Genomic DNA, 12,935 nt, shown 5'->3' on the forward strand with positions numbered 1-12,935 from the left:
AACCGCGAGGACCCGTGCTCGACCGACGCGCGGACGCTGCTGGACCGATTGAGCGCCACGCTTGGATTTTTCACCGGAAGTGGCGGACAGAGCCGCTCTTCAGTTCTGAACGTGGCACTGGAGCGCGCGCCTTCTCGCGGTGAGAACGGGTTGCGGGATGCCGCTCGGATGTGGCGCATTCGGTCCGCGAGGCGAGGGTATTGCCTTGAGGTGTTGTTGTGCTGGCCTGGCGCCGATGGTGTCGATGGCGTGGGCAGCGCGATTCTCGCGCAACCTGGAAAATCACGCAGGACAGCCTGGGTTGGCGCTGTGGCTCGGCAGACACGTGAACAGTCGCCGCACCGTCGAACTGTACGGGAAGCATGGGTCCCGTCAAATTCCGCCTATGGACCGTAGCTGAAAAAGACGGATTCGTACTGTTTCAAGAAACCTCTCGATGGCCGGTCCCCGAGGTATCAGCGCAGGGCTAGTATTCGTGACGCCTGACGCAAGTCGGTCCCGCCGGTTGGCGCACTTCCCGTACCGCCTTCATCCGCCGCGTCATTTGTGCAGTTTCTCACGCAGCGACTGGATGTCATTTGCGGTAACTGGCCGGGCGTCGTTGCCCCATGAAGCACGAATCCACGAGAGTGCAGACGCCATCTGCGCGTTCGTTAGCGTTTGAGAAAAGCCGGGCATCGACTGGCGCGGAGGTCCACTGATGGTCGCCGGGCTGTTGCCGCCTTCCACCAACAGGCGGATCAGCGAGGTCGTGTCCTCCGTGATCACTGCCGGATTGCCCGCGAGCCGCGGAAACACGTTGGGCACGCCCGCGCCTTCCACGCCGTGGCACTGGGCGCAGAACGAGCTATAGACCCGCGCACCAACAGATTGCGGCGCGTCGACGCGATTGCCATTGCGCGTAGGTAAGTCCGGTTGTGCGACCGGATCGTAGCGTCCCGACAGTTTTTGCGCCGGCAACGACTTCAGATAATGCGCCATAGCCAGCGCATCTTCATCGGTCAGATATTGTGTGCTGTCTTCGACCTGCTCGACCATTGAGCCAAATGCCACCAGCCCCGCGCCGTGGCCCGTCTTCAGAAAAGCAGCGAGATCGCTTTCGCCGATGCGTCCGAGCCCCGAGCCCGGGTCGCCCGTAAGGTTTGGCGCAAACCAGTTGTCGTTAACGCCGCCAGTCAGATACGTAGGCGACGATTCGTCGTAGCCCCGCTCCTGGAAACCGAGGCCGCGAGGCGTATGGCATGCGCCGCAATGGCCGGGACCTTGAACGAGGAGGGCACCACGGTTCCAGTGGGCGTCGCGTCCTGGCTTCGGCTGGTAGGGCTCTTTCGGTGCGAACGCGAGTTGCCAGAAATAGAGCACCCAGCGCTGATTGAACGGAAAAGGAATCTTGGTGGGTGGCGCGGGGTGTGAGACGGGTTTCACGCCGTGCATGAAGTATGCGTAAAGCGCGCGCATGTCATCGGCGGACATTTTCGAAAACGAAGCATACGGCATGGCCGGGTAGAGCCGCTTGTTACCAGGTGATATACCCTCGCGCACGGCCCGCTCAAAATCCTGATAGCTGTATGCGCCGATCCCATAGTGGCGATCCGGCGTGATGTTGCTGCTCATGATGGTGCCGAACGGTGAAGTGAGGCCGAGGCCGCCTCCATACGCAGGACCGCCGACGGCTGTGTGGCATCCCGCGCAATCGGCGGCTTTCGCGAGGTATTCGCCGCGCGCGACGAGCGCGGCATCCACCGCGCCCGACGGCTGACACCAAACGCATGGCGCAAGCACCACGAAGCGGGCCGCCGCGCTCGCCATCGTTGTTAGTTTGGAGCGCCGCATCATCAAGTACCGTCCCGGGGCGCGGCGAGTGCGTCCGGCATGAGTGTGACAGGCGCACGATGCAGCAGCCAGCGAGCGCCGGTTGCGAGCGCCGCAATCAGATACGCGAGACCGCCCGGCACCCACATGACGAGGCCGCCAAGTTGCTGATCTTGCAGCGGATCGAAACCGAGCGCCGATGTGGGTTCCATATACGCGGGATACCATAGCCCGGGCGCGAGCGTCAGCAACGCGCCAAGGGCGCCGGTGTGCACCATGGTCGTGAACAGTGACAACATCGCGTAGCCGCTTTGATGGCGGCGGGCGCCTTCGCCAAAGACGACCCACCAGAACAGCAGCGCACTCAGCAGAAAGCTGGCGTGCTGAAGGGTGTGAATGCCCGGCGAGGTCAGCGCCGCATCGAAGAGCCGCGGCATATGCCACGCCCACAGCGCGGTCGCATGCAGCAGCCACGCTACGACGGGTAAGCGCAGCATCTTCCAGAGGCCGCGCAACGGTTGCGCGCATACCGCGGCGGCTATCGCACGCCGTGCTGGCGGCGGAAATGCCCAGAGCCAGACGGGGAGCGGCCGACCGAGTACCAGAAGCGGTGCGGCGACGAGCATCATCAATTCGTGCTGGATCATATGCGCCGAGAAGAGCGCGGCGCTCAGCGCATCGAGCGGCGAATCGAGCGCGGCTACCAGCGTGAGCCATCCGAGTACGAAGGCGGCAAGCTGACGGGCGCGAATACCGCGGCTACGTTTGCTGCGTGTGCGCAGACGCAGGTAGCCGGCTACATACAGGGCGAGACTCACGGCCAGTAGTGCGACGATCCACGGCTCGAACGTCCAGCGCAGCACGGCGGGCGCGCTCCCTTCGGTGGCGCTCAGCACGTGCGCTTGCACGCAAATCGGAGCGAAGGTCGCGGCGAGCAGGAGCGCGAACGCTCGCTGACAGTTCGTCGGGATGCTCACTGCACGCAGGGGGAGAGCAGCCATTGCGGAATCCACATTGCCACGAGTGAAAGAGTCGAGATCATGCCGACCCACGTTGCCGCGCACGCCAGCATCGCGGGCCGTGCCGGCAAGGCGGGCGCGCTCGCCGGTGCGGTCACGCCGGCTTCGCGCCAGCGCTGCCAGGCAAGCAGTGTTGCAACCACCGAAAACAACAGGGCGGTGCCGGTCACGCTGCCGAGTGGCAGGAGCGTGCGCCATCCACACGCCGGCGTGACCAGTGCATAGTCGGCGCTCAGCGCAGCCAGTACAGCCGAGGGCGCACCAAGCAGCGCGAGCCAGGTTCGCATAGCGACCTCCATCACAACCGTGGGGCGACATAAAGCACTGCGTAGATCGGTAACCAGCTGAGCACGACGAAATACCAGTACAGCGCGTTCTCGCTCACATCGACAAACCGTTTTCCTTCAAAGGGTCCGGTAAATAACAATACCGCGAGCACGGCGGTATCCACCGTGTCCGTGATGAGGTGGGTCGTATGCAGGCCGAGCAGCAACCATACGACAGAGCCGTACGCGTTGGCGTACCAGGTCACGTTCAGTGCGGCGAATTCGAAGCCCCGCAGCACCAGAAACACCACGGCGAATAACAGGCACACCGATAACCATAGCCGCGAGCGGACGCGATCCTGGCGGTCGGCTGCGCGTTTGGCAAGCTGATTTGGCCACATGCTCAGCATCAGCACCGCGGTGTTCGCGCTTCCCCACAGGAGCGCCGGCGGCGCGGCGTTGAGCGGCCAGTGCACGGTCAGGCTGCGTAGGTAGAAATACGTCATTGCGGCGATGGCGAACACCGTGCCCTCGATCAGCATCAGGCACACGGTGCTCCACCACATCAGGCTGCGATGTCCGAAGCCGAAGCTCGGCAAGTGGCGCACATCGAGCATCAACGCGGGGGACGCGTCATTGCCGTCGGATGCCGCTTGCTGAGGAACTCTGCGAAGCTCCGTCACGGCCGTTGCTCCAGTTGGACCGCTCGCCGGTTCTGGGCGCGGGTCGGCCAGAACCAGCCGATCAACGCGACCGCGACCGGCACCGATCCCCACACGACCGCCCACGGCGAAAAGATCGAGCCGATGAATAATACGGTGGTTGCCACCGCACTGATGAACGGCCAGATGGATGGTGACGGAAAGAGCAAACGCAGATCGGGCAGCGCATCGAGCGCGGTCGTCGACAGCACTTCCCGCGACTCGGCTGCAAGCCCGCTGACATAGGCCGGTTGCGCCCCTGGTTCCCAAAGCGGATCGCGCCCGTGGACGACGGGGAGAGCATCGAAATTGTGTGGCGGCGGTGGACTTGTCGTGCTCCACTCGAGTGTGCCCGCCCCCCAGGGATCGGAGCCCGCAAGCTCACCATGCCGGTAGCTGCGTATCACATTGACGACGAAAATCAGCACGCTTAAGCCGAGCGTCCATGCGCCGATGGTGGCCGTCATATTCATGCTGTCCCAGCCCATACCGTGCGGGTAAGTCCATACACGGCGCGGCATGCCGTGCAGACCCAGCAGATGCATCGGAAAGAAAGTGACATTGAAGCCGATGAAGAACAGCCAGAATTGTATGCGTCCCAGCATTTCACTCATCAAGCGGCCGGTCGCTTTGGGAAACCAGTAGTAGAACGCACCGAATAGCGGAAAAACTGCGCCGCCCAGCAGCACATAATGCAGATGCGCAACCACGAAGTACGTATCGTGAACCTGCAGATCGAGCGAGACAGAACTCAGCATCACACCGGTCATGCCGCCGAGCACGAGGATGAAGAAGAACCCCAGCGTGAACCATAGCGGCGTCTTCAGATTGAGGCGGCCGGTCCAGAGGGTCGCGAGCCAGCAGAAGATCTGCACGCCTGAGGGGATCGCGATCATTAGACTTGCGGCGGTAAAGAAGCTCTTGCCGAGTGCCGGAATGCTCGTCGCGAACATGTGATGCACCCATAGCCCGAAGGCGAGGAACGCCGTCATGATCAGTGCGAGCACCATCGCGGGGTAGCCGAAAATGGGGCGGCGGGCAAAGACAGGAATGATCGACGAAAGAATTCCAAGCGGTGGAATAAAAATCAGGTACACCTCGGGATGGCCGAAGAACCAGAACAGGTGCTGCCACAACAGCACATCGCCGCCGCGCGCCGCGTTGTAGAAATGCGTGCCGACCAGCCTGTCGAGAATCAGCGCGGTGCTGCCGAGCATCACCGCCGGCATCGCGAACAGCACCATGAATTGCGTGACAAGCGTGGCCCACACGAATAGCGGCATCCGATTGAGCGACATGCCCGGTGCGCGCAGCTTGAAGATTGTCGTAATAAGCACGACCGCTTCAAGCAGGGCCGAGAGCTCGGTGAAGGTGATCATCTGCGCCCAGATGTCGACGCCCTTGCCGGTCGAATAGTCGGGGCCTGCCAGTGGCACATAGCTGAACCAGCCCGCGTCGGGACCCGCGCCCAGCAAAAACGCAACATACAGCGTCAGTCCGCCGAACACGAAAACCCAGTATGCGTACGCGTTCATCCGTGGAAACGCGACGCTGCGCGCGCCAATCATCAGCGGCACGAGCCATGTGGCAACGGCCTGCATGATCGGCACGGCGAACAGGAACATCATCGTCGTGCCATGAATTGTGAAGAGCTGGTTGTACAGTTCCGGGCCGACCAGGCGATTGCCGGGCTGCGCGAGTTGCAACCGCATCGCCAGTGCTAGCGTGCCGCCCAGCAGAAAAAAGACGAATGTCGTGATCACGAATCTTCGGGCGATGGTCTTGTGGTTGATCGCGCAGAGCCAGCCGAACCAACCGGGCGGATCGCTCCATGTGCGCGCCAGGGCTTCGACGACCCGCGCCCCGGCGGCGGGGCCGTCCACCAGATGTTGTGGACGCCGGTCCGAGGAATGACGGTCGCTCATTGGAGGGTTCCGAGCCATGCGACGAGGGCTTTAAGTTCCTGCGCCGAAAACTGGCTCGCGGGCATCGTCGTGCCGGGCTTCATGCTGCCCGGTGCCTTGATCCAGGACTCCATGTTCGCAGGGGTGTTCTCAAATGTTCCGGCCGCCAGCATCGGCCGGCTCATGACGTGCGTGAGATCGGGCCCGAGGACGCCGCGGGCGGACGTGCCTCGCACCGTATGACAACCGGCGCAGGCGCCGGCGGTAAAGAGGCGCTCACCTTGCGCCTGAAGGCCGTTGACAGGCTGCGGCGCGACCGCCCGCTGATGCCCGACCCACGCGTCGTATCGGGCAGGCGACTCGGCGACGACGTCGAGAGCCATCAATGCGTGCTCCAGGCCGCAGAATTCGGCGCATTGTCCGCGATAGGTACCCGGTTGGTCGGCCCGAAATTCGATCGTCGACGTGCGGCCCGGAATCATGTCCTTCTTACCATGCAGGTTCGGCACCCAGAAGGTGTGGATCACATCGTCTGCCTTGAGCGATACGATGACAGGCCGTCCCACTGGCACGTGCAGCTCGTTTGCGACCGCGAAGCTGCCGCCTGGCGTATCGTCGTCGTAGCGCGCTTCCCACCACCATTGATGCCCGGTCATTTCGAGATGAACGGCGTCCGCCACCGGCAGGCGCGACAACGCCCGGTCGGTCAGTACGTCGGCGAGCAGCAGGCAAAACAGCACGGCCACGGACGCAATTGACGCGCCGCTGACCACGCGACGCAGCCGTTTTTCCGGACGTTCGAGCGACTCGAGGTCAGGGCGAGTATCGCGGCTGGAGCGCGGGGCGCGGCTCACTGCGATCAGCAGCGCGATTAGAACGGCCGCGAAGACCAGCGAGCACACCGTCAGCGTGACGTTCCACAGAGCGAGGATGTGCGAGGCCTGCACTCCCGCCGGGCGCAGTGCGGTTTGGGCAGGCTCGGCATTCGCGCGAAACGCGAGGCTGCCGGAAAAGACGATGGCAAGCCGGAACTGAGCCGGACGAAGGATTGCCGTCCTAGCCAGTTTTTCGGGCCGTACCTGATCGGCTGGGCGATTTTCCATCACTTCGGCGACGTAGAAGTCTGACAGGGGTCAGCGCTGCCGCAGCAATCGCCATACCCAAAGCGCGGCACAACGCCCGCCAAAAAACGTTCGCTTTCACGGTGCCACTGCATTCGTGGATGGCGAACCCCTGCCGCGCTCACCTTTTGAAATAGCCCAGACTGCGTAGCAGCCTCTAAACGTGGCGGCGAGACGACATCCCACATCGATGGTGCAGTGAATGTGGAGCCGGCACTCACCGCCTGCGGCGGTGGCAAAATCCTCCCATCGTCACATGGGATTTGCTCTCAATACGGCAGCGGCACCGACTATCGGGCAGTTCACCATGCAAGATTCAGCAGGAAACGACTGCGCCCATAGCCGATGTGTCGCCGACGCCCGACGCCTGCACCGATCCCACCATCGCCGGGGTGTCGCATAAAAAATATTAGCCGCCTGTAACTCGGTCCCAACCGTGCCGCACGGCCGCCTTGAATCGTTCCCATCCACTTTCCAAGTAGCGCGACTCCCAATTCTCGCGAGCGTTCGCTTCTACCCGTTGCCAGTCATGTCCGCGATACCGCTCGTCGTTTCCGAGCGTGGCTCCGTGCGCGTAGGCTCGCTGGTATTCGTCGTATGACGCACCGGTGTTCGCGTAGTGGGCGTCATAGTCCGCGCGAAATTCAGCGTCATAGGGGGTGTCGTCCAGCGGAGTAGCCGGGTCGGGCTCGCCCACAAGACCTGTCCCAGATTTGCGCTCTGTTGTTGTACCGGTGCTGTCATCTGATGAGTATGCTGCCGCAGCTGATTTGCCACTCGCGCGCGCGCCCTCGGGCGTCCGCGTGTGTCCGACGCGGGGTTCCCCCGATAACTCCTCCCCGTTTTCCACGGACGAAGTTGATCCGAGTCCCTCCGTGCGTGTCGCGACCTGCTGCATCCCACCGACAACCATCTTCGCCCCTACCGAAGCGGTGGGAGTGCCCTGTATTACTGTCCGGCCTGCCGCCGGCTCTTCGCTCGTGGGTGACCTCGGTGCGACTGGAAGGACCGACGCGTCGTGCGCACTGGCGAGATATTCCGTTGTTGACGAAGGCGCCGTGTCCGCCGCGTGTCCACCGTGTGTGATCGTCTCGCGTTGCTGCGCAGAAGTCGGCTCGTAGGGGCAGGAGTAATCGCGGGTCGTTGAGCTATCCCCACGTAGCGCCTGTTCCGAGAGCCCGGAATTATTTCGCCATACTTTGGCGCGCTCCTCGATGTCGGCTGCGCCGGCACGGCGCATCAAATCGCGAGCAAGGTCAACTTGCATTTCGGAAACGTCTGCGCTGACGATCGCTCCACCGCGACGTATCAATTCTCTGTAATCCTCCGTTTCCGCTGGATACTGGCCACTTTTGAAGAGTCGTGCAAACAATTTTTCGAGTTGATCGAAGACCGGGTTGTGATGGAGTACGTCGCTGCTGCCCGGCGCATAAACACGCGGCCCCTTTTCAACGGGTGTGTCATTTGACATCGCGTAGATAGCAATATCGGCTTGAGCAACGCCAGCCTCGCCCAGTGTCCGTTGTGCCGAGCGCGCGTCGGCATATTTATCGAACACGCCTAATACGGTTTGTCTCATGATTGTGTCCTCCGCAATCGTAGTTCGGTATTCCCTCCGCCATGATGGTAGTCGTCGCAACACGCGTGCCCGAGGGCTGCGACGAAGTCGCTGGCTTTCGTGGTTTTGGCTCGCATGCGCGCCCCCAACCGTGGGCGGCCAGCAAGATGCGGCCACGCCCAAATAAGCCCCTGCCACTTATCGTTAGGCAGCACGACAACGTTGGCATTCTCCTTCGGCAGGCAGGATTTTATGTACTTGCAAGCACCGCCGTTCGTGTGGATCTCTCTGAGATTGCGGTTGTGCCGGAAAACGCCAACGACGCGTGCTTTGTCGCCGCACCACCGACAAACCCGTCCGCGAGTCCTTTCGGATCAGTCAAATGAAATGAGCACAGGAATTCCCGCATGCGCTTTCCCGCACGCTGTAGTCATTGTCGCCGCCATTAAGTGACTGTCATGTTCGACTATGGGGCAATGATGCTGGCTGAGTCTGCGACTCAGCATTCCTGACGTTTTCCGGGCAACGCAGTGCCGTTGCCACCGCCGTCGAAAATGCCGCCGGGGGACGGGCCGCCTGCCTGTGTATACAAATAGCCGACAGAGGATTGTCATGTGTTGGAATTGCGCCCACATGGAGATGCCTCGAATCGCTGGTTCGGAAAAGCGGCGGGGTTAAAAACTATTTTTAAACAAGAAGTTACGCCTCACTGTGTGCCGAAGGCGAGCTGGGCATAGATCGTGACTGGTAACTTGGTGAGCGCAGAACACAGTCGCTCAGTTAAGACCAGCTCTCGTTGCCAAACTACTTTTAATAGGTGAATCGAAATGAACACAGTGACTATCGCTGACCTGCATCAGGAGAAGGATCTCTCCTCTACCGATATGGCCCGTGTCGTTGGCGGGCACGATGTAGACAAGGAAAAAGCACTCGTTGAAGCCTACCGTGTTATCAACGGGATAGACGGTCTATTGAATACACCAGACCCAGCCCCCGCCCACGTGTCGATGAAGTTGCCTGGATAATTGTCGACGGTTGACAGGCTGCGGCGTAGAAAGCAAGGACACGAGTCCGGATAACAGTCAGCCATAGGGGCTGGGTTACCGGCCCTTATGTTTTTTGGCCGCTGCCGGCCTGGTCCCGTTCGACGCATTTCACCAACTGAAGAATAAAGTTAATGCGCGGCCTGGCCTGCCGTCGGACACCAGATGGCCGAAGAGGCCGAGCGTTGCATAACCGTCTCGCGGAAGATTGAAGACCGAAATGGGCGACCCCGGCCGGTCGGGCAATCTCCCGGATATAGCCTCGTGAGTATTCCACACCCAGGCGCTGTTGAAGCCGTTTCGGCGGACGCATGCGATCGGCAAGTCCCAGCTTCACAACCAGCTGTCGAACGTATCCGTTCGAATGGTCGACGTCAAACCTGCGTTTGATTAGCGCTTGCACATCGCAATTTCGCCACAGTTCGATTCGAAACCGTAGGTGCGCGGTCCTTTTTCCAGCGCAGCTTTCAACCATCTAAGCGCTTTCGGATCAAGCGTCGAACGATGGCCGCGGGCAGTCGACTGATCCAGTGGCTCAAGCCCCTTCACGGCCACCATCGATCCATACGCCTTGACCGTTCGCAGGCTAACATTCATGGCTTCCGAGACCTGCTCTGCGCTCTGGCCTGTCAGGAGCATCTCTGCTGCGGTTCTTCTTCGGGCCGCATCTCTGTCGCTAACGGGCCTTTGTCGTCGCTGGGTGTGTGCGTCGGCCACCGGATAGGTGAGGCGATTGGCGAGTCCGCGTTCCCGAACTATATGGGCGACGTGCGATGCGGAATAGCTCACTCCGAATCGTTGCAAAATAAGGCTACGCACCTGCTCGACAGTCCACGCCTTCGCTGCCATACCATGCAGCTTTGGGGAATGTTTGACAGCGCTGACGAGCCAGCTCAGGGCTTCTTCATTCAACTGCGACCTGGAGCCGTATTCGTTTAGTCGCGTCAGCTCGCGCGATTTTTTATGCACGCGCACAACTACTGCCGGGCTTAGCGTTCGGCCGAATTGCAATCAGCGATGCTTGATAGTGTGCGACCAATCTATCGCAGGATCCTGAAGGAAAGCTTAAGAACGTTATCCCGTGACTGTGGATAGGCGATATGGTGTCGAAGACCGGCGCATCGTCAATGCCATTACGCTGATGGAACAGAACATCAAGCGGCCGGTTCCGACGAAGACGGTCGCCTCGCTTGTCGGCATTTCGCCGCGCCAGTTCGAACGGATGTGGCTGAAGCATTTTAATGTCAGTCCGTCGCAGTTCTATCTCGAGCTACGGCTGAAGACCGCGCAGAAGCTGCTTCATGAATCGACGTACTCACTGCTCGACATCGCCATGCGCTGGGCCGACTCCGCCGCCGTAAAGTGCAGCGCCACGGGGCTGGTCGCACCACGCAGACCTTTCACATTCTGTTTAGGCTGCGAGTCGCGCCGATCAAGGCCTTTGTTTGCATAGATCTGTTTTCATCAACCCACGACCTGCCGTGGCTGCGCGTGGAAGCAGGGGTATACGCAACGCTGCGACGCCAATCGGCTGGATTCGCAGACGGGCTCAATAGGCTCACGTCACATCAGACTCTTAACTGGTTCGGCGTCGAGATCGCCTCCGCAGGATCCACGTGGATTTCCAGCAGGGCAGGGCGAGACCTTTGCACGAGAGTCAACGCCGATGAGACCGTCAGTACGGCCAGAATTCCAGTCATCAGTTCGCCGCGCGCCTGGCGACTTTCTTTTGACGTTGTTCGGCAGCATCGACGTGCCGACGCATTGCACGTACCGAAGGCGGGACCACCCGGCGGCGAGCCAATGCCCACGGGAGCGCTCCCATCATCATGAACGCATCACGCGCGAAAGTGCCTTCACGCCACAGAAGCGCAAAGGCTCGCCCGGTCGCGGAACAGGCATCTTGCAACGGGAGACGCAGCCAGGAAATCCACGCTGCGTTGCGTGCCAGCAGCCGGCGCCTCAAGCGGCTGTCGCGCGCCCGCGACGGATGATGATGCACCACCAGTGAGTCCATATAGACGATGGCGTGGCCGGAAGCGAGGAGGTCGAGCGCGACCAGTTCTTCTTCTCCACCCAAAAAAAGGCGCGGCTCGTATCCGCCGACCGCGCGGAACACATCAGTGCGGAAAACGCAGGCACCCGCGATGTATCCCGTCAGGGGCGGGCCGGGCAGATCACGGCTCTCCAGCGGGCTGTTGCGCATTCGGACGCACGTCTCGTCCAGTTCCAGCGACTCGCCCACCAGCACGCGCGCGCTCAGCACCGCAGCGCCCGGCGAGGCGTCGAGCACGCGAACCGCCTGTGCCAGGGAGCCGGCCTCCCACCACATGTCGTCGTCGCAGAAGGCGACATAGTCAGTCGATACGCAGGCGACGGCCTGATTGCGGCCCGCGGCGCCCAGATTTGACGGGCACTGCACGATGCGTACATCCGGCAGAATGGCTTTGATCAGCCCCACGGTGTCGTCGCTGGATGCATTGTCCGCGACGATCACCTGTGGCTGCTCCGGCAACGCAAGCAGGCGCGAGAGGGTGCGCATGACTTCCTGCGCGCGGTTATGCGTCAGCACGACTACCGAGATGCGATGCGCGACTGACCGGTCTGGATGATGAGCGTCAATTCTCATTGCAAAACCTCTGGCTTGCCCCCCCAGATAGCAAGTGACGCGCCCGTCGATGCCATTGCGCTTCGATCCGAGGTTCCGGCCGAACCCGTTCAGTCCAGTCGATGACCTGTAACGCGGACAGCCCGTTTTCTTTGCAGCCTTCTCGCGAGGATCTGATATGCGGCGATCCACCGCGGCCAGATAGACGGTCTGGCCAATTTATTCCGGCTACAGCCATCTATGCTCTTCGGTCCGTTCGCCTGCGACCGCGCGGATGCGCGTCCCGGGCATGCCGGATGCGCATTGCGGGGACGACGCGGCGGTAACGAGGGGAGGGGGCCATGCGCGTACATATCATCGAGATGGCGGACGTGTGTGTCAGGTCGGACGTAGTAGCAGATTGCGATGGCGAATTTCTATGGGTCGTCCCGCGTTACGGAGCGGAGCCCGGACCAGCGTCTCGTGTTCGAAAGAAGGGGCTACTGCGGTCACGTCGCGAAAGGAGATGCGCTGGACATCGCGGCGTACCGAGCGCGCGAAATCGCTGTCGGGCTTGCTTTGCATGCCGCCGGATGCGACTCCAGGCGGGCTCAGAGCGACCTGACTTGATCGGGCGCTAGCATCGGCGCGTGCGTGGCAAGTCAGCCAGTCTCATATGGGCATGTCGAACGGGTCTCGCGTGGCATGCGCGTTGCACGTTCCAAGGCATCGAACTTCCAGGCGCCGGGGGTGACAACGCCGGCCGATCAATGTCCAGTCCCAACGGGGGCGGCAGGCCCGGCGAGCAGAATCGTGACACACGCGCGCCGTAGCACACGACGATGACAAGCCAGAGCCCGCCAATGAGATCCCGCACTCATCCGGCTCGCCGGTGCAAGACCGTGCCGCCCCATTATGCGATCA

The 12,935-nt window shown here is 61.6% G+C and carries 11 protein-coding genes; 2 read left to right on the plus strand and 9 right to left on the minus strand.

All coding sequences use genetic code 11. The annotated features are described in order from the left end of the window. Window positions 1-540: 540 nt before the first annotated feature. From B0G74_RS33245 to B0G74_RS33275, 7 genes are all read right to left on the minus strand, one after another. On the minus strand, window positions 541-1,836 hold the full coding sequence (locus tag B0G74_RS33245; RefSeq protein ID WP_132380331.1) for a cytochrome c: 1,296 nt from the start codon (window positions 1,834-1,836) through the stop codon (window positions 541-543). Continuing rightward, window positions 1,836-2,813 (minus strand): cytochrome c oxidase assembly protein, encoded by a 978-nt coding sequence (locus B0G74_RS33250; protein ID WP_132380333.1) that lies wholly within the window; start codon window positions 2,811-2,813, stop codon window positions 1,836-1,838. Before B0G74_RS33250 ends, B0G74_RS33245 begins: the two co-directional genes overlap by 1 nt. Continuing rightward, a complete protein-coding gene (locus B0G74_RS33255; RefSeq protein ID WP_132380335.1) occupies window positions 2,786-3,118 on the minus strand; it encodes a hypothetical protein in 333 nt (110 codons plus the stop codon). The genes B0G74_RS33250 and B0G74_RS33255 overlap by 28 nt, the downstream gene beginning before the upstream one ends. An 11-nt stretch (window positions 3,119-3,129) precedes the next feature. Beyond that, complete coding sequence (locus tag B0G74_RS33260) at window positions 3,130-3,780, minus strand: cytochrome c oxidase subunit 3 (RefSeq protein WP_132381279.1); 651 nt, start codon at window positions 3,778-3,780, stop codon at window positions 3,130-3,132. Further along, window positions 3,777-5,723 (minus strand): cytochrome c oxidase subunit I, encoded by a 1,947-nt coding sequence (ctaD, locus tag B0G74_RS33265; protein ID WP_132380338.1) that lies wholly within the window; start codon window positions 5,721-5,723, stop codon window positions 3,777-3,779. The genes B0G74_RS33260 and ctaD overlap by 4 nt, the downstream gene beginning before the upstream one ends. Next, window positions 5,720-6,805, minus strand: a complete 1,086-nt coding sequence (locus B0G74_RS33270; protein WP_132380340.1) for a cytochrome c oxidase subunit II — start codon at window positions 6,803-6,805, stop codon at window positions 5,720-5,722. The genes ctaD and B0G74_RS33270 overlap by 4 nt, the downstream gene beginning before the upstream one ends. Window positions 6,806-7,232: 427 nt before the next feature. Then, the gene (locus B0G74_RS33275; RefSeq protein ID WP_132380342.1) at window positions 7,233-8,402 is read right to left on the minus strand and encodes a hypothetical protein; all 1,170 of its coding nucleotides are present in this window, start codon (window positions 8,400-8,402) and stop codon (window positions 7,233-7,235) included. Between the two features lie 806 nt (window positions 8,403-9,208). Between B0G74_RS33275 and B0G74_RS33280 the strand changes: the two genes are divergently transcribed. Beyond that, window positions 9,209-9,406, plus strand: a complete 198-nt coding sequence (locus tag B0G74_RS33280) for a hypothetical protein (RefSeq protein ID WP_132380344.1) — start codon at window positions 9,209-9,211, stop codon at window positions 9,404-9,406. Between the two features lie 408 nt (window positions 9,407-9,814). Here B0G74_RS33280 and B0G74_RS33285 read toward each other — a convergent pair whose 3' ends face one another. After that, window positions 9,815-10,393: a winged helix-turn-helix domain-containing protein gene (locus B0G74_RS33285; RefSeq protein ID WP_132380346.1), complete on the minus strand. Its 579-nt coding sequence runs from the start codon at window positions 10,391-10,393 to the stop codon at window positions 9,815-9,817. 172 nt (window positions 10,394-10,565) lie between these two features. Here B0G74_RS33285 and B0G74_RS33290 point away from each other — a divergent pair, with 172 nt between their 5' ends. After that, window positions 10,566-10,877, plus strand: coding sequence for a helix-turn-helix domain-containing protein (locus B0G74_RS33290; protein WP_243658432.1), 312 nt, complete (start codon window positions 10,566-10,568; stop codon window positions 10,875-10,877). Between the two features lie 246 nt (window positions 10,878-11,123). Here the strand turns inward: B0G74_RS33290 and B0G74_RS33295 are convergent, their stop codons facing one another. Continuing rightward, entirely contained in the window at window positions 11,124-12,053 is a 930-nt protein-coding gene (locus tag B0G74_RS33295) for a glycosyltransferase (protein WP_132381281.1), read from the minus strand. Window positions 12,054-12,935 lie beyond the last annotated feature (882 nt).

This window comes from Paraburkholderia sp. BL9I2N2 (assembly GCF_004339745.1).
Lineage (GTDB): Bacteria > Pseudomonadota > Gammaproteobacteria > Burkholderiales > Burkholderiaceae > Paraburkholderia.

What these genes read in the sequence shown, in the direction of transcription:
- B0G74_RS33245 (WP_132380331.1), bottom strand. Translation starts at nt 1,836, where the DNA reads ATGATGCGGCGCTCCAAACTAACAACGATGGCGAGCGCGGCGGCCCGC.
- B0G74_RS33250 (WP_132380333.1), bottom strand. Translation starts at nt 2,813, where the DNA reads ATGGCTGCTCTCCCCCTGCGTGCAGTGAGCATCCCGACGAACTGTCAG.
- B0G74_RS33255 (WP_132380335.1), bottom strand. Translation starts at nt 3,118, where the DNA reads ATGCGAACCTGGCTCGCGCTGCTTGGTGCGCCCTCGGCTGTACTGGCT.
- ctaD (WP_132380338.1), bottom strand. Translation starts at nt 5,723, where the DNA reads ATGAGCGACCGTCATTCCTCGGACCGGCGTCCACAACATCTGGTGGAC.
- B0G74_RS33270 (WP_132380340.1), bottom strand. Translation starts at nt 6,805, where the DNA reads ATGGAAAATCGCCCAGCCGATCAGGTACGGCCCGAAAAACTGGCTAGG.
- B0G74_RS33275 (WP_132380342.1), bottom strand. Translation starts at nt 8,402, where the DNA reads ATGAGACAAACCGTATTAGGCGTGTTCGATAAATATGCCGACGCGCGC.
- B0G74_RS33280 (WP_132380344.1), top strand. Translation starts at nt 9,209, where the DNA reads ATGAACACAGTGACTATCGCTGACCTGCATCAGGAGAAGGATCTCTCC.
- B0G74_RS33290 (WP_243658432.1), top strand. Translation starts at nt 10,566, where the DNA reads ATGGAACAGAACATCAAGCGGCCGGTTCCGACGAAGACGGTCGCCTCG.
- B0G74_RS33295 (WP_132381281.1), bottom strand. Translation starts at nt 12,053, where the DNA reads ATGAGAATTGACGCTCATCATCCAGACCGGTCAGTCGCGCATCGCATC.